The 16,168-nt window shown below is 75.6% G+C and carries 14 protein-coding genes; 6 read left to right on the forward strand and 8 right to left on the reverse strand.

Translation table 11 applies throughout. The features are described 5' to 3' along the window. Positions 1-103 precede the first annotated feature (103 nt). The 3 genes from B9L22_RS17305 to B9L22_RS17315 all read left to right on the forward strand — a co-directional run bounded on the left by B9L22_RS17305 (position 104) and on the right by B9L22_RS17315 (position 4,163). Positions 104-2,344 carry an AAA family ATPase gene (locus B9L22_RS17305; RefSeq protein WP_086151295.1) on the forward strand — a complete coding sequence of 747 codons (2,241 nt, stop codon included), beginning with the start codon at positions 104-106 and terminating at the stop codon, positions 2,342-2,344. An 88-nt stretch (positions 2,345-2,432) separates the two neighbouring features. After that, complete coding sequence (gene serA / locus B9L22_RS17310) at positions 2,433-3,632, forward strand: phosphoglycerate dehydrogenase (protein ID WP_021482809.1); 1,200 nt, start codon at positions 2,433-2,435, stop codon at positions 3,630-3,632. A 111-nt stretch (positions 3,633-3,743) separates the two neighbouring features. Continuing rightward, entirely contained in the window at positions 3,744-4,163 is a 420-nt protein-coding gene (locus tag B9L22_RS17315) for a pyridoxamine 5'-phosphate oxidase family protein (protein WP_034655066.1), read from the forward strand. Positions 4,164-4,224: 61 nt separating this feature from the next. On the opposite strand, the gene B9L22_RS17320 is transcribed toward B9L22_RS17315, so the two are convergent. Next, positions 4,225-4,419 carry a DUF5302 domain-containing protein gene (locus B9L22_RS17320; protein ID WP_031316400.1) on the reverse strand — a complete coding sequence of 65 codons (195 nt, stop codon included), beginning with the start codon at positions 4,417-4,419 and terminating at the stop codon, positions 4,225-4,227. A 210-nt stretch (positions 4,420-4,629) separates the two neighbouring features. Between B9L22_RS17320 and B9L22_RS17325 the strand changes: the two genes are divergently transcribed. After that, entirely contained in the window at positions 4,630-5,727 is a 1,098-nt protein-coding gene (locus B9L22_RS17325) for an aldo/keto reductase (RefSeq protein WP_086151296.1), read from the forward strand. A 65-nt stretch (positions 5,728-5,792) separates the two neighbouring features. On the opposite strand, the gene nrdR is transcribed toward B9L22_RS17325, so the two are convergent. After that, entirely contained in the window at positions 5,793-6,323 is a 531-nt protein-coding gene (nrdR, locus tag B9L22_RS17330; protein WP_086151384.1) for a transcriptional regulator NrdR, read from the reverse strand. A 368-nt stretch (positions 6,324-6,691) separates the two neighbouring features. Next, positions 6,692-7,066 (reverse strand): LysM peptidoglycan-binding domain-containing protein, encoded by a 375-nt coding sequence (locus B9L22_RS17335; protein WP_233140216.1) that lies wholly within the window; start codon positions 7,064-7,066, stop codon positions 6,692-6,694. 336 nt (positions 7,067-7,402) lie between these two features. Between B9L22_RS17335 and lexA the strand changes: the two genes are divergently transcribed. Next, positions 7,403-8,137, forward strand: coding sequence for a transcriptional repressor LexA (lexA, locus tag B9L22_RS17340; RefSeq protein ID WP_086151297.1), 735 nt, complete (start codon positions 7,403-7,405; stop codon positions 8,135-8,137). A gap of 113 nt (positions 8,138-8,250) precedes the next feature. Here lexA and B9L22_RS17345 read toward each other — a convergent pair whose 3' ends face one another. The 3 genes from B9L22_RS17345 to hflX all read right to left on the reverse strand — a co-directional run bounded on the left by B9L22_RS17345 (position 8,251) and on the right by hflX (position 13,138). Next, positions 8,251-9,258: an L-lactate dehydrogenase gene (locus B9L22_RS17345; protein ID WP_021479748.1), complete on the reverse strand. Its 1,008-nt coding sequence runs from the start codon at positions 9,256-9,258 to the stop codon at positions 8,251-8,253. A gap of 29 nt (positions 9,259-9,287) precedes the next feature. Next, positions 9,288-11,381, reverse strand: coding sequence for an ATP-dependent DNA helicase (locus B9L22_RS17350; protein ID WP_369824868.1), 2,094 nt, complete (start codon positions 11,379-11,381; stop codon positions 9,288-9,290). Between the two features lie 200 nt (positions 11,382-11,581). Beyond that, on the reverse strand, positions 11,582-13,138 hold the full coding sequence (hflX, locus tag B9L22_RS17355) for a GTPase HflX (protein WP_086151298.1): 1,557 nt from the start codon (positions 13,136-13,138) through the stop codon (positions 11,582-11,584). Between the two features lie 158 nt (positions 13,139-13,296). On the opposite strand from hflX, the gene B9L22_RS17360 reads away from it, so the two are divergent. Beyond that, a complete protein-coding gene (locus tag B9L22_RS17360; protein WP_086151299.1) occupies positions 13,297-13,986 on the forward strand; it encodes a class I SAM-dependent methyltransferase in 690 nt (229 codons plus the stop codon). An 8-nt stretch (positions 13,987-13,994) separates the two neighbouring features. Here B9L22_RS17360 and dapF read toward each other — a convergent pair whose 3' ends face one another. Together dapF and miaA are read right to left on the reverse strand one after the other, a co-directional pair. Beyond that, the gene (gene dapF, locus B9L22_RS17365) at positions 13,995-15,023 is read right to left on the reverse strand and encodes a diaminopimelate epimerase (protein ID WP_086151300.1); all 1,029 of its coding nucleotides are present in this window, start codon (positions 15,021-15,023) and stop codon (positions 13,995-13,997) included. Next, positions 15,020-16,075: a tRNA (adenosine(37)-N6)-dimethylallyltransferase MiaA gene (gene miaA, locus B9L22_RS17370; protein ID WP_086151301.1), complete on the reverse strand. Its 1,056-nt coding sequence runs from the start codon at positions 16,073-16,075 to the stop codon at positions 15,020-15,022. The genes dapF and miaA overlap by 4 nt, the downstream gene beginning before the upstream one ends. Between the last annotated feature and the right edge of the window lie 93 nt (positions 16,076-16,168).

A 16,168-nucleotide genomic window follows, 5' to 3' on the forward strand; every position in this document is an offset into this window, starting at 1 on the left:
TCACGGCGCCAGGACGCGCCGGTCGCCGGTCCCCGGGACGGCCGTCGTACGCCATAATGGACGGCCGCGCGGGCGGCGCGGCGCCGGTCGAGGAAGGGACAGCGTGGGACGCAACGACGAGCTCCGGCTCGAGCAGGAGGTCGTGGACACCCTCTACGCGCGCCTCGACGAGCTGCGGGCGGCCGCCCGGGCACGCCTCGACGAGGTCCGACGGTCCGGCCCGTCGGGCTCGCCGCAGAACCGCAGCGAGCGCGACGCGTTCGCGACGCTGTACGAGGACCGCGTCGCGCAGCTCGACGCGGTCGAGGACCGCCTCGCGTTCGGCCGCCTCGACCTCGACGACGGCACCCTGCGCTACGTCGGGCGCATCGGCCTCACCGACGAAGAGCACTCGAGCCTCCTCACGGACTGGCGCGCGCCCGCCGCCCAGGCGTTCTACCGCGCGACGGCGGCCCACCCGGACGGCGTCGTGCGCCGTCGGCACCTGGTGACGCGCGGTCGTGCCGTGACGGGGCTCGAGGACGAGCTCCTCGACCTCGACGCCCCGGAGGCCGTGACCGGCACGACGCTCTCGGGCGAGGGCGCGCTGCTCGCCGCGATGGCCGCGGGCCGCACCGGGCGCATGGGCGACATCGTCGCCACGATCCAGTCGGAGCAGGACGCGATCATCCGCTCCGAGCTCGCGGGGGCGCTCGTCGTCCAGGGCGGGCCCGGCACGGGCAAGACTGCGGTCGCCCTGCACCGCGCGGCCTACCTGCTGTACGCGCACCGGCGGCTGCTGGAGCGCTCGGGCGTCCTGCTCGTCGGCCCAAGCCTCTCGTTCCTGCGCTACATCGACCAGGTGCTGCCGTCGCTCGGCGAGACCGGCGTCGTGAGCACGACCATCGCCGACCTCCTGCCCGGCGTCGTCGCCGACGGCGAGGAGGACCCGCGCGTCGCGCGCGTCAAGGGTCGGGCGGTCATGGCCCGTGCGGTCCGCCGGGCCGTGCGCGCGCGCGAGCGCGTGCCCGCGGCCGACGTGCAGGTCCGTCTCGACGGCCACGACCTCGTCATCCGCCGCCGCGACGTGCGCGACGCCATCGCGAAGGCACGGCGCACCCACAAGCCGCACAACCTCGCGCGCGTCACGTTCGTCCGCGAGATGCTCTCGCGCCTCGTCGAGCAGTACGGGCGCCAGCTCGGCGAGCCGCTCGTCGGCGAGGACCGCGCGCTCGCGCTGGAGGACCTGCGCTCCCACCGCGACGTGCGCGTCGCGCTCAACCTGGCCTGGCTGCCGCTCACGCCCGAGCGCCTCGTCGAGGACCTGTGGACCAAGCCGCACCGGCTCGCCGAGGCCGCGCCCGAGCTCTCCCCCGAGGACCGACGGCTCCTCGAGCGGGCGAAGGGTGCGCCGTGGACCCCCGCGGACGTGCCGCTCCTCGACGAGGCGGCGGAGCTCCTCGGCGAGGACGACCAGGCGGAGCGGGCCGAGGCCGCCGCGCGCGCGGCGCAGCGCGCGCAGGACCTCGAGTACGCGCGGCAGGTGCTCGAGTCGTCCGGTGCGGGCGGCGGGATCGTCGGGGCCGACGTGCTCGCCGAGCGGTTCGCCGCGAGCGGCCCCCGCCTGACCACCGCCGAGCGCGCCGCGCAGGACCGCACGTGGACCTACGGCCACGTCGTGGTCGACGAGGCGCAGGAGCTGTCCGCCATGGCGTGGCGCATGCTCGTGCGCCGGTGCCCGACGCGGTCGTTCACGGTGGTCGGCGACGTCGCCCAGACGTCCTCGCTCGCGGGTGCCCGGTCGTGGAAGGGCATGCTCGAGCCGGTCTTCCGCGACGCGTGGCGGCTCGCCGAGCTCACGGTCAACTACCGCACCCCGGCCTCCGTCGCGGACGCGGCCCGACGCGCGGCCGTCGCGGCCGGCCTCCCGGTCTCGCCGCTCACGTCCGCGCGCGACGTCGAGGACGCCCTGCGCGTGGTCGAGGTGGCACCGGGCGCGCTGGAGGCACGCGTCCGGGCCGAGGCCGAGGCCGCGCGCGCCGAGTTCGTCGCCGCGGAGTCCGGCCGCGTCGCCGTCGTCGCGGCCGCGCCCGCGGTCCCCGCGCTGCGGGCCGCGCTCGGGCTCGCCGACGCGGCCGGCGAGGACCCGGTCGTCGTGCTCGACCCGGTGCAGGTCAAGGGGCTGGAGTTCGACGCCGTCGTGCTGGTCGAGCCCGCCGACGTCGCGACCGGGCCCTCGGGCCCGTCCGACCTGTACGTCGCCATGACGCGGCCGACCCAGCGCCTCGTCGTCGTGCACGCGCGCCCGCTGCCCGCCGGGGTCGCCCCCGCGCCGTCGGACGACGCACGGGGCGCCCGAGCCTGAGAGCGGTCGGGTCCGGACGCGGGGTCACCTCGTCCCGAGGGTCAAGACCCGTTTGGTCCGGACCGCGGGACGGGCGCACCATGGGGGCGTGCTACGCGCCCTCCTCCTCGAAAACCTGCACCCCCTCGCCGCCTCGAACCTCGAGGCCGCGGGCATCGACGTCACCGTCCGCACCGGGGCCCTCGACGAGTCCGAGCTGATCGAGGCGCTCGACGGCGTCCACCTGCTCGGCATCCGGTCCAAGACGAACGTCACGGCGAACGTGCTCGAGAACGCCCCCGACCTGGTGGCGCTCGGCGCGTTCTGCATCGGCACGAACCAGATCGACCTGCGCTCGGCCGCGACGCAGGGCGTCGCCGTGTTCAACGCGCCGTTCCAGAACACCCGCTCCGTCGTCGAGCTCGCGCTCGCCGAGATCATCGCGCTCACGCGCCGCCTCACCGAGCGCGACCGCGCGCTGCACGAGGGGCGTTGGGACAAGTCGGCGGAGGGCGCGCACGAGGTTCGTGGACGCACGCTCGGCATCGTCGGCTACGGCAACATCGGCACGCAGCTCTCGGTGGTCGCCGAGAACCTCGGCATGTCGGTCGTCTTCTACGACACGGCGGAGAAGCTCGCGCTCGGCAACGCGCGCCGCATGGACACGCTCGACGAGCTGCTCGAGCAGGCCGACGTCGTCACGCTCCACGTCGACGGGCGCCAGGGCAACGCCGGGCTCTTCGGCGCCAAGCAGTTCGCCCGCATGCGCCCGGGCTCGATCTTCCTCAACCTGTCGCGCGGCTTCGTGGTGGACTACGGCGCGCTGCGCGAGGCGATCGTCGAGGGCCGCGTGGCCGGCGCCGCGGTCGACGTCTTCCCGCACGAGCCCAAGCGCAAGGGCGACGCGTTCGACTCCGAGCTGCGCGGCCTGCCGAACGTCATCCTCACGCCGCACATCGGCGGCTCGACGGAGGAGGCCCAGGAGGCGATCGGGCAGTTCGTGTCCGCCAAGCTGCGCGACTACCTCACCACCGGCTCCACGACGCTCAGCGTCAACGTGCCGAACCTCGCGCTCGAGCAGACGACGGGCATCACGCGCATCACGCACCTGCACCGCAACACCCCCGGTGTCCTCGCCGCCGTCAACGCGACCCTCGCCGAGCACGGGACGAACATCGAGGGCCAGCTCCTCGCCACCCGCGGCGAGATCGGCTACGTCGTCACCGACGTCGGCTCGCGCGTGGAGCCCGCCGTCATCGAGGCGCTGGCCGCGATGGAGCAGACGATCGCCCTGCGCATCCTCGACTGACGCAGCGGGCGAGCCTTCGCCGCGCGCGGCCCGTCCGCACGCGGCGAAGGTCCCCGGCGGCCGTGACCTTCGCCGCTGAGCGCCTCTCGCGCGCCGGTGCCACGATGAGGCATGACCGGATACACGCACGACGCGCCGCAGATCCTCGACGCCGACGCGTCGTGGGACCTCGTGGAGGGGACCCACGTCGCACGCCTCGCCGTGAGCGTGCGGGGCGAGCCGGACATCTACCCCGTCACCGTGCGGGCGCACGAGCGCACGCTCGCGTTCCGCACGGTCCCCGGCACGAAGCTCGCGACGCTCGCGATCAACGAGCGGGTCGCCCTGGAGTGGGACCACGTCGACGACGACGGGGCGTGGAGCGTCGTCGCCCGCGGCACCGCCCACCGTCTGCGCACCGAGCACGAGGTGGATCCCGTCCGGGAGGGTGCGGACCCGCTCGTCCCCACCGTCGACGTCCCGACCGAGGAGTGGGTCGTGGTCGAGGCCCACGAGCTCACCGGACGACGCTTCGCGCGCGCGGAGCCCTAGTCCCCCGGACGCACGACGTCCGGCCGCCCCGCAGGGGACGACCGGACGTCGGGGGTGCTGCTCAGCCGGACTTGCGGCGGAACGTGCGCTGGACCGGTCCGACGGTCTCCGAGCCGTGCACGGAGCCCGTGTTCGACTCGCCGTCCGCCGTGCGGTGGCGCGCGGCGTTCTTCCGGTCGAGCGCCTCCCGGAACTTCGCCTTGGCCTCCTCGGTCGGTGCGGTCTCTGCAGCGGGTCGCTGCTGGTCGGACGCCATGGCGGTCTCCTCGTCGACGGGGAACTCGGTGGGGGCACTGCGGTCGGCCCGACGCTGCGGGCACCCCGCCAGCCTCCCCCACCGGGCGGCCCGACGCCACCTGATTTGTCCGCTCGGACCGGCCGTCCCGGCCTTGCGGGCGCCGGCGCTGGCGACCGCGCCGCGAGCGCCGACGACCGCGTGGCGAACGCCGTCGGGTAGCGTCGGGACGTGTCGCCCGATCCCACGCCGCAGGTCTCCCCCGCTCCTCCCCACGCCACAGGCGGTCCCGCGCCGGCGCGTGCCGAGCTCCCGCACCGCGCGCTCGGCCGGAGCGGCCTGCGCCTGCCGGAGGTCGCGCTCGGGCTCTGGCAGAACTTCGGCGTCGCCGACCCCTTCTCGACGCAGCGCGAGATCGTGCTGCACGCCGTCGACCGTGGCGTGACGCACCTCGACCTCGCGAACAACTACGGGCCGCCCGGCGGCGCCGCGGAGGAGTCGCTGGGCCGGCTGCTCGCGCGCGAGCTCCGGCCCGTGCGCGACGAGCTCGTCGTGACCACCAAGGCGGGCTACCGCATGGGACCCGGTCCCTACGGCGAGGGCGGGTCCCGGAAGTACCTGCTCTCGTCCCTCGACGCGTCGCTGCGCCGGCTCGGGCTCGACCACGTCGACATCTTCTACTCGCACCGCTACGACCCCTCCACCCCGCTCGAGGAGACCATCGGTGCGCTGGCGACGGCGGTCCGGTCGGGGCGCGCCCGCTACGCCGGCATCTCGTCGTACTCGGCGCGCCGGACGCGCGAGGCCCTGCGGGTCGCGGCCGACGTCGGGGTCGAGCTCGTCGTCACCCAGGTCTCCTACTCCATGCTCAACCGGTGGATCGAGGCCCCCGACCCCCCCGACGAGGCAGGGGCCACCGTGCTCGACGTCGCGGGCGACGAAGGGCTCGGCGTCGTCGCGTTCTCCCCGCTCGCCCAGGGCATGCTCACGGACCGCTACCTCCACGGGGTCCCGGACGGGTCGCGCGCAGCGCGCGGCGGGCCGCTGCGCCCGGCGTTCCTCTCGGAGGAGAACCTCGACCGCGTGCGCCACCTCGACGCGCTCGCGCGCGCCCACGGGCGGACGCTCGCGTCCACGGCGATCCGCTGGGCGCTGCGCGACGAGCGCGTCACGTCGGTCCTGCTCGGCGCGAGCTCGACGCGCCAGCTCGACGACAACCTCGCGGCCCTCGACGCTCCCGACCTCTCCCCCGAGGAGCTCGCGGCCGTCGACGACCTCCCCGTGGACACGGGCATCAACATCTGGGCGTCGCGGTCCAGCGACCTGTAGCCGTGTCCGGCTGCGAGGCACGAGCCTCGGGCCGAGTCACGCGGCGCGGAACCGTCGCGTGACCGTCAGGGCTGGGGTGCCGCCTCGCGGTCGGTCGCGGCGTCGTCGGTGGCCTCGGCCGCCGCACGGCCCGCCGCCGCCTCGCGCTCCTCCCGGTCGACACGCAGCGACGTGATGGCGCTCTCGAAGTCCTCGAGCGAGTCGAACGCCTGGTAGACGCTCGCGAAGCGGAGGTAGGCAACCTCGTCGAGCTCGCGCAGCGGCCCGAGGATCGCGAGGCCGATCTCGTAGGCGTCGAGCTCGGCGCTCCCGCTCGCGCGGATGGTCTCCTCGACGCGCTGCGCGAGGACGGCGAGGTCGTCCTCGTTCACCGGGCGCCCCTGGCAGGCCTTGCGGACGCCGTTGACGATCTTCTCGCGCGAGAAGGGCTCGGTCACTCCGGACCGCTTGACCACGGACAGGCTGGCGGTCTCGATCGTCGTGAAGCGGCGGTTGCACTCCGGGCACTGGCGTCGCCGGCGGATGGAGGCACCGTCGTCGGACGTGCGGGAGTCGACGACGCGGGAGTCCGCGTGACGGCAGAACGGGCAGTGCATGGCGGGCTCCTCCGCGGGTCGCGCCGACAGGTCGGCGCGACGAACGTATGCCGTCGCGGGCGCGCGGTGCAACACGCCGACGCCGCGCCCGGCCACGGGCAGCAGAACGGGGGCGGTCGTGGTCGACCGCCCCCGTCGGGACGCCCCCGTCCCCATCTCGCGCGCGACTCGCCTCGCGCGCGGCGACGTGCACAGGAGTCGCGGTGGTCCGCAGACTCCTCGCCTCGTCCGCCCAGCCCCCCAGCCGGCGTGTGAGGTGACACTAACTTAGGCGGACCTAACGCACTGGCGCAACCCCGAGCCGCAGCCTGTCGCACGTCGGCACCGTGTGCTGCGTCACAGGACCCGGGCCACTCCCGAGCGCACCGTCACCGCTCGGCGACCGGGAGCAGGATGGTCTGGCCGGCCTGCACGCCCGACGACGACAGACCGTTCAGCTCGACGAGCCCGCTGACCACCTCACGGAGGTCCTCGCCCGGGGTCGCGACGCCCTGGGCGAGCTCCCACAGGGTCTCCCCCGCGCTCACGACGTGGACGCGGACCTCGACCGGCTCCCCGGGTCCGGCCGCGACAGCCAGGCCGACCCGCGCCGCAAGGACGAGCAGGACGGCCACGAGGAGCACGAGGACCGCACGGCCGCGTCGCGTGAGCCGCAGCGGCGCCTCCGGGCGCACGCCTCGCACCGCCGCACCGCCTCGCCCGAGCGTGGACGGTGCCGCCGTCGCCATCGCCACCGTGTTCATGTCCCCTCCGTCCCGGCCCGCGAGCCCGATCGCCTTCCCCGGTCGATCGGACCCGCGCGCCCGTCTCATCTCCGCGCCGACCCCCTCGGGTCGAACACCTGTACGTAGAACATCTGTACGAAGGTCTATCACGAACGACCCACAGAGTCGAGACATGCTCGAACAGGTGTTTGATTCGTGTCGCATCCTCCCCTAGCCTGGGGTCAGGTCGGTTCGCCGGACATGTCCGCTCGGACCCGGAGGGGCGACCGAGGTCCCGGGGCGCACGTCCCGGGGAGGGGAGGCCGCAGGCCCGGCTGGCGCCGGCGGCACGCGACGGACGAGGGCGGAGCGACCATGGCGGGACGAGGCACGGACAGGGCACGGGGGCTCGCCGAGGTGCGCGAGCTGCCGGACGGGTCGGCAGGGGGTGACGGGCTCACCCCGCGTCAGCGGCTCGTGCTCGAGACCATCCGCGCGTGCGTCGAGCAGCGCGGCTACCCGCCGAGCATGCGCGAGATCGGCGAGGCCGTCGGGCTCACGAGCCCGTCCTCCGTCAAGCACCAGCTCACCACGCTCGAGCGCAAGGGCTTCCTGCGGCGCGACCCGAACCGCCCGCGCGCCATCGAGGTGGTCCAGCCCGACGACGCCCGCCGCGCCACCCCGCTCGCGCCGGCCGGCACGACCCCCGAGCCGGCGTACGACGAGGCCCACCCCGCGCCGTCGTACGTCCCCGTCGTCGGCCGCATCGCCGCCGGTGGCCCCATCCTCGCGGAGCAGGTCGTCGAGGACGTGTTCCCGCTGCCGCGCCAGCTCGTCGGCGAGGGGGAGCTCTTCCTCCTGCGCGTGCAGGGCGACTCGATGATCGACGCGGCGATCTGCGACGGCGACTGGGTCGTCGTGCGGCGCCAGCCGGTCGCGGAGAACGGCGAGATCGTGGCCGCCATGATCGACGGCGAGGCCACCGTGAAGAGCCTGCGGCGCGCCGACGGCCACGTGTGGCTCATGCCGCACAACGCCGCGTACGACCCGATCCCCGGTGACGACGCCCAGGTGCTGGGGCGCGTCGTCTCCGTCCTGCGCAGCCTCTGAACGGTCCCCGAGCCGACTCCGGGCGCCTGCGGGCGGGCTCCGGACAGCACGAGAGCCGGGCGGTCCCTCGACCGCCCGGCTCTCGTCGTGCGGGGCCCGACGGGCCCGTGGGCTCAGAGCCCGAAGCGTCGCGCGACCGCGCGCAGCGACTCCGCGGACGAGCGCAGGCCCGCGAGCTCGTCGTCCGCCAGCGGCACCTCGACGCGCTCCGTCGCGCCCCGGCGGTCGACGAGCGTCGGGAGCGACAGGCACACGTCCTCGAGCCCGTAGATGCCGTCGAGGAGCGTCGACACGGGCAGCACCCGGTGCTCGTCGGCGAGCACCGCCTCGATGATCCGGGTGCCCGCGAGCCCGACCGCGTAGTTGGTCGCGCCCTTGCCCTCGATGATCCGATAGGCCGACTGCACGACCTCGCGCGCGATCTCGTCGCGCACGTCGCCCGTGAGCGGTCCCCGACCGCCGATGCCCTGCCACTCGAGCAGCGGCGCGCCGCCGATCGTCGCGGAGCTCCAGAGCGGGATCTCGCTGTCGCCGTGCTCCCCCGCGATGTACGCGTGCACGTTCTGCACCGCGACGCCGCAGTGCTGCGCCACGAGGAACCGCAGCCGCGAGGAGTCGAGCACGGTGCCGCTGCCGAAGAGCTGCGTCGGGGGCAGCCCCGAGAACTTGAGCGCCGCGTACGTGACGATGTCGACGGGGTTGGTCACCATGACGTAGACGGCGTCCGGGGCCACCTCCACGAGGCCCGGCAGGATCGTCCGCATGAGCCCGATCGTGCCCTCGGCGAGGTCGAGGCGCGTCTGACCCGGCTTCTGCTTGGCGCCGGCCGTGACCACGACGACGTCGGCCCCCGCGCACACCGCGACGTCGTCGGACCCCTCGACGCGCGCCATGGGCATGAACTGGATGCCGTGCTGGAGGTCGAGGACCTCGGCCTCGACCTTCGCGCGGTTGACGTCGAGGAGCGCCACCGTGCGCGCCGCGCCGCGCATGAGCGCGGCGTAGGCCAGCGTCGAGCCGACGGCACCGGCGCCGACGATCGCGAGCTTCGTGGTCCGCGCTCCCCCTCCCGGACCGCCCGTGGTCGCGTCGCCGGTGCCCTGCGGTGACGTGCTCGTCATGTCGCCTCCGTGAAGTCGCTGGAAAGGGCTCAGCCTAGGGCGGCGAGGCGGCGGAGCGCAGCGGTGGCCACGTCGCGGTCGGTCGTCTGCCAGAACCCCGGCATGGACCGCGTGAGGAACGACCCGTAGCGCGCCGTCACGAGCCGTGGGTCCAGGACCGCGACGACCCCGCGGTCGGCCGTGGACCGCACGAGCCGCCCGGCACCCTGGGCGAGCAGGAGGGCCGCGTGCGTCGCGGAGACCTGCATGAACCCGTTGCCGCCCGCGGCCTCGACGGCCCGAGCCCGCGCCGACTTCACCGGGTCGTCCGGGCGCGGGAACGGGATGCGGTCGATGAGCACGAGCTGGCACGACGGCCCGGGCACGTCCACGCCCTGCCACAGCGACAGCGTGCCGAACAGGCACGTCGCCGGGTCCTCGGCGAACTCCCGCACGAGGGTCGGCAGCTGGTCGTCGCCCTGGCACAGGACCGGCACGTCCAGCCGCTCGCGCATCGCCTCGGCCGCGGCCACCGCGGCACGCCGCGAGGAGAACAGGCCGAGGGTCCGACCGCCGGCGGCCTCGACGAGCGCCGCGATCTCGTCGAGCTGGTGCTCGGTCGACGCCTCGCGGCCGGGCGCCGGCAGGCGCTTCGCGACGTAGAGGATGCCCTGGCGCGGGTAGTCGAACGGGCTCCCGACGTCGAGCCCGCGCCAGCGCGGCGCGTCGCCGTCGCCCGCGTCCGCGGCTCCGCCCGTCGCCGCGGGGCCGAGCCCGAAGGTGCGCGCGACGGCGTCGAAGCTCCCGCCGAGCGCGAGCGTCGCGGACGTGAAGACGCCGGTGCGCTCCGCCAGCAGGTGGGTGCGGATGAGACCCGCCACGCCGAGCGGGGCGGCGTGCAGGCGGCTCGCGCCGTCGCCGAAGCGGTCGCCGGACCAGCCGCCCTCCCCCGGCCGCGAGCACCACAGCACGTCGTGGCCCGTGGGGTCGGCCGCCATGCGCTCGGCGACCTCGAAGAGCTGAAGCATCGTCGACTGCGCCATCTTCAGGCCCGTGTCCGGCTGGGCCGGCTTGGTCACGCCGGTCTCGGGCTTGAGCGTGGAGAGCACCTCGCGCGCGGCGTCCCGCACCGCCGCGACGGCGGAGCGTGCGGCGTCGGGCAGGCCGTCGGGGAAGCGCTCTGCGGGCAGCGACCCGACGACCGTGCCGAGCGCGGCGGACGCGGCGTCGAGCGCGTCCGTCGTGACCCCGCCGTGGCGGCGGGCGAGGCGCGCCGCGCTCTCGATCGCCGGGACCGACAGGTCCACCGTCGCGGCGGCCGTGACGCGGTCCGCGAGCTCGTGCGCCTCGTCGACGACGAGGACGTCGTGCTCGGGCAGCACCCCGGGCGACCCCATGGCCGCGATGCCGAGCATCGCGTGGTTCGTCACGACGACGTCGGCCTCGCGCGCCGCGGCGCGCGCCCGCTCGGGGAAGCACTCGGCGAGCAGCGGGCAGCGCTGGCCCAGGCACTCCAGGGCCGTGACGGAGACCTGCCGCCACGCCTTGTCGCTCACGCCGGGGACGAGGTCGTCCCGGTCGCCCGTGGGCGTCTCGTCGGCCCACTCCCGCAGGCGCACGACCTGCTCGCCGAGGGCCGCCATGCTCGTCCCTCCGCGCGCGGCGGGGTGGTCGGCGGCGCCCGCCGCCTCGCCGGGGAGGTCGAAGAGCGTGGTCTCGTCCGCGGGGTAGCCGCCCGCGATCTTGTGCACGCACAGGTAGTTGTGCCAGCCCTTGAGGAGCGCGATCGACGCGGGCCGCGGGAGGCGGTCCGCGACGGCGTCGGCCACGAGCGGGAGGTCCCGCGTGATGACCTGGCGCTGGAGGGCGAGGGTCGCCGTCGAGACGACGACGCGCTCGTCGGTCGCGACCGCGTGGCGCACGGCCGGCACGAGGTACCCGAGCGACTTCCCCGTCCCGGTCCCGGCCTGGACCACGAGGTGCTCGGAACCCTCGATGGCGTCCGTGACGGCGCGCGCCATGGTCCGCTGGCCGTCGCGCCGCGCGCCGCCCAGGCGCGTGACCGCGAGATCGAGGAGCTCCTCGACGGCGGGCACATCACCGGCCGCCTGCCCGGGCGCCTCCGTGTCCGGACGGTCGGGCACGGGAGCGGTACGGGTGGAGGGGGGCACCTGCCGATTCTACGGTCGGGCACCCACGCGGCGGGGGCCCTGTGGACCGGCCCGGGACCGGCCCGGGACGCACGCGACCCCGCGCAGCCGTGGCTACGCGGGGTCGTGCGTGGGGCCGACGGCGGGTCCAGCGGGCGGGCCCGCCGCTCCGCCGGGAGTCCCCGGGGGGCGGCTCAGCTCCCGGCGGAGGCGCCCACGAGCTCGGTCGCGAGCGCCTGGGCGACGCGGCCGCGCAGGAGCGTGCCCTCGGGCGTGTGCTCCTCGTGGTCGATCTCGCCCTCGGTGTGCACGCGGTGCACGAGGTCGCCCCGGTGGTACGGCACGACGACGTCGATCTCGACGTCCGGGCGCGGGAGCTCGTGCGCGATGAGCTCGCGCAGGTGCTCGATCCCCTCGCCCGTGTGCGCCGACACGACGACCGTGCGGCGCTCGCGCAGCCGGATGCGCGCGATCGTCTCCGGGTCGGCCAGGTCCGCCTTGTTGAGCACGATCACCTCGGGCAGGTCCTCCACGCCCGGGATGTCGGCGAGCACGTGGCGCACCGCCGCGATCTGGCCCTCCAGGTCCGGGTGCGAGGCGTCCACCACGTGCAGCAGCAGGTCGGCGTCGCCGACCTCCTCGAGCGTCGAGCGGAACGCCTCGACGAGCTGGTGCGGCAGCGCGCGCACGAACCCGACGGTGTCGGCGAGCGTGTAGACCCGGCCGTCCTCGGTGCGCGTGCGGCGCACCGTGGGGTCGAGCGTCGCGAACAGCGCGTTCTCGACGAGCACGCCCGCGCCGGTGATGGCGTTGAGCAGGCTCGACTTGCCCGCGTTCGTGTAGCCCGCGATCGCGACGGACGGCACGGCGTGCCGCTTGCGCGACGCGCGCTTCGTCTCGCGCCCCGGGGCCATCGCCTGGATCTCGCGGCGCAGCTTGGCCATGCGGTTGCGGATGCGCCGGCGGTCCAGCTCGATCTTCGTCTCACCGGGACCGCGCGACCCCATGCCTGCGCCGGCGCCGCCGACCTGGCCACCGGCCTGGCGGGACATCGACTCGCCCCAGCCGCGCAGGCGCGGGAGGAGGTACTCGAGCTGGGCGAGCTCGACCTGGGCCTTGCCCTCCCGCGACTTGGCGTGCTGGGCGAAGATGTCGAGGATCAGCGCGGTCCGGTCGATGACCTTGACCTTGACGATGTCCTCGAGCGCGCGCCGCTGGGAGGGCGCGAGCTCGCCGTCGATCACGACCGTGTCCGCGCCGCTGGCGGCGACGACGTCGGCGAGCTGCGCGGCCTTGCCGGAGCCCAGGTACGTGCCCGGGTCGGGCTTCGCGCGGCGCTGGATCACGCCGTCGAGCACCTGCGAGCCCGCGGTCTCCGCGAGGGCGGCGAGCTCGCGCAGCGAGATCTCGGCCTCCTCGGCGGACGTGGGCGCGCCGTCCTCGCGCGGGTCGGCGCCGGGGCTCCAGAGCCCGACGAGCACGACCTTCTCGAGGCGCAGCTGCCGGTACTCGACCTCGGTGACGTCCTCGAGCTCGGTCGACAGGCCGACGACGCGGCGCAGCGCGCTGCGCTCCTCGAGCTCGAGCTGCTCGCCGTCGTGCTCCGTGTGGACCGTGCCGCCCTCGGCGCGTGCCGTCCCGGCCCGAGCGAGCACCCGCGCCACGACGTCGCTCGCGATGTCCCGCGTCGCGCCGGTCGGCTCGTCCTGAGCCGAGGTGGGGTTCGGAGTGTTCGCAGGGGTTGGGCTCATGTGCCGCCTTCCGTCGGTGGTGGGCGCTCGTGCGTCCGGGTGTGACAACAAGCGTGGCACGCGAAATCGTCCCGAGGCCAGTGGTTAAGCCCACGACGGGCGGCCCGGTGCGCCGTACCGCCTCGTGACGTGGGCGCGCCCGCGTAGGATCGGCCGACGTGACCGAGGACCAGGACCCCGCCGTCGACGCCGCGCCCGACGGCGCGGCGGACCACTACTTCACCGCCCGGCCCGCGTCCGCCGCCGAGCGCCGCACGATCTCCGTGCGGCTCGCGGGCCGCGACGTCGAGGTCGAGGTCGCCTCGGGCGTCTTCTCCCCCGGCCGGCTGGATCTCGGCACGCAGGTGCTCCTGCGCACCACCCCGCCGCTCGACGACGTCCTCGCGGCCCGGCCCGACGACGGCCCCGCGCACGTCCTCGACCTCGGCTGCGGCTGGGGCCCGGTCGCCCTGACGATGGCCCTCGAGGCGCCGGAGGCGACCGTGTGGGCCGTCGACGTCAACGAGCGCGCGCTCGACCTCGTGCGCCGCAACGCGCAGCGTCTCGGGCTGGACAACGTCCAGGCCGTGCTCCCGGACGACGTGCCCGAGGACGTCGCGCTCGCCGCGCTGTGGTCGAACCCGCCGATCCGGGTCGGCAAGGACGTCCTGCACGGGATGCTCCTGCACTGGCTGCCCCGGCTCGCGCCGGGCGCGAGCGCGCACCTCGTGGTGCAGCGCAACCTGGGCTCGGACTCGCTCCAGCGCTGGCTCGCCGAGGCGCTGCCCCCGCTCCTGCCGGGCGCGGTCGTCGAGCGCGCCGCGAGCGCGAAGGGGTTCCGCGTCCTCGAGGTCGTCGCGCCCCGCTGAGCCGGCGGTCAGACCGGCGCGCGGTCGCCCTCGGACTCCGCCGCGACCGGCTCGGCGGGCTGGGCGGTCACGTGGCCGTCCTCGCCCTGATGCGCGTCGTCCTCCGGCGGGACCGGCGTCCCCGGGACGAGCGCGGCGAGGTCGATCTCCCCCGCGTGGACGAGCACCGCGGGACCGGCGAGCTCGACGCGGCCGCCCGGGAGCGCCCGCACGCGCACCGTGCCGCCCGGGACGTCGACGAGGTAGGTGTCCGGCGCGTCGGGGCCGCCCCACACGCGGACCGCGAGCGCCGCCGCGCACGCGCCCGTGCCGCACGACGGCGTCTCCCCGACGCCGCGCTCGTGCACGCGCATGCGCACGTGCCCGACGACGGTGCCGTCGTCCGCGGTCGTCTCGCCGAGGGGCACCACGAGCTCGACGTTGGTCCCGTGGGACGGGTGCGGCTCGACGACGGGCGCCTCGGTGAGGTCGGCGCGCTCGAGCACGTCCTCGCGCGCGACGGCGAGGACGGTGTGGGGGTTGCCGAGGTCGACGCTGAGCGCCGGGCGCGGCACCTCCCAGCCCCGCACGACGACGGTCGCGTCGTAGCCGTCCTGGAGCGCGGGGCGCCCGCCGGGGAGGAACCACGGGCCCATGTCGACGGCGAACCAGCCGTCGTCCTCCTTGCGCACGCGCTTGACGCCCGCGCGCGTGCCGACCGGGACCTCGGTGCCGCCGGCGAAGCTCACGAGCCCGAGGCGCTCAGCGAAGGCCGCGAAGACGCGGACCCCGTTGCCGCACATCTCGGCGACCGAGCCGTCGGCGTTGCGGTAGTCCATGAACCAGATGGCGTGCGGGTCCTCCGCGAGCACGTCGCGCGACTCCGGGACGAGCGCGGTCGGCACGAGGCGGATGACGCCGTCCCCCCCGACGCCGCCGCGGCGGTCGGCGAGCGCGCGCACGAGCTCGGGCGTGAGGTCGAGCTCGCCCTTCGTGTCGGCGAGGAGCACGAAGTCGTTGCGGGTCCCGTGGCCCTTGGCGAAGCGGGTGCGCGTCATGAGCCCAGACTACGGCGCACGGGCACGCCGCTGTCCGCCTCGTCCGGCCCGACGGCGATGCCCGGCACGGTCGCGGGGTCGTGCCCGTCCGTGCCCTGCGCGGCAGCGCGCTCGTCCGCCGCGGCGACGAGCGCGAGAGCGTCCTCGACGCGCGTCGGCGACTGCGCGTCGAGCCACCCGACGCGCGGGTCCCGGCCGAACCAGCCCATCTGCTTGCGCGCGAGGCGCCGCGTGTTCGCGGTGACGGCCTCGCGCGCGGCGTCCTGCGTGGTCTCGCCGTGGAGCGCGGCGAGCACCTCCGCGTAGCCGACGGCGCGCCGGGCCGTGCGGCCCATGCCGCGCGCCTCGACGCGGCGCACCTCCGCCACGAGGCCCTGCTCCCACATCCGCTCGACGCGGCCGGCGACCCGCGCGTCGAGCACGGCCCGGTCGCAGTCGAGACCGATCTGCACGGTCGGGCGGACGTAGACCTGGCGCGGGAGGTTCGCCGTGAACGGCTCGCCGGTGAGCTCCATGACCTCGAGCGCCCGGACGAGCCGGCGGGTGTTGGCCGGGCCGATGCTCGCGGCCGCCGCGGGGTCGCGCCGGAGGAGCTCGTCGTGCAGCGCGCGCGGGCCCTGCTCCTCGGCGCGCGCCTCGAGCGCCGCCCGCACGGCGGGGTCCGTGCCCGGGAAGCGCATGTCGTCGAGGAGCGCGCGGACGTACAGCCCGCTGCCGCCCACGACGACGGCGCGCGCCCCCCGGGCGGCGATCTCGTCGAGCACGCGGCGGGCCTCGGCCTGGTAGCGGGCCACGGACGCGTCCTCGGCGGGGTCGAGCACGTCGAGGAGGTGGTGGCGCACGCCGCGGCGCTCGGCGACGGGGACCTTCGCGGTCCCGACGTCCATGCCGCGGTAGAGCTGGTAGGCGTCGGCGTTGACGATCTCCGCGGGCGCCCCGGGGACGGACAGGCGCTCGGCGAGGTCGAGGGCGAGGTCGGACTTCCCCGTGGCCGTCGGGCCGACGACGGCGACGACGACGCCCGGGCCTGCGGGGTCGTGCTCGGTCTTCACCCGCGCAACGGTACCGTCCGGGCGGTCGGCGGCCCGAGGCGTGTGGGCGAGGATGCGTAGGGTGTCCGTGGTCGGTCCGCCCGCGCGCACCGA

The sequence above is a fragment of the Cellulosimicrobium sp. KWT-B genome (genome assembly GCF_002127155.1).
Classification (GTDB): domain Bacteria; phylum Actinomycetota; class Actinomycetes; order Actinomycetales; family Cellulomonadaceae; genus Cellulosimicrobium; species Cellulosimicrobium funkei.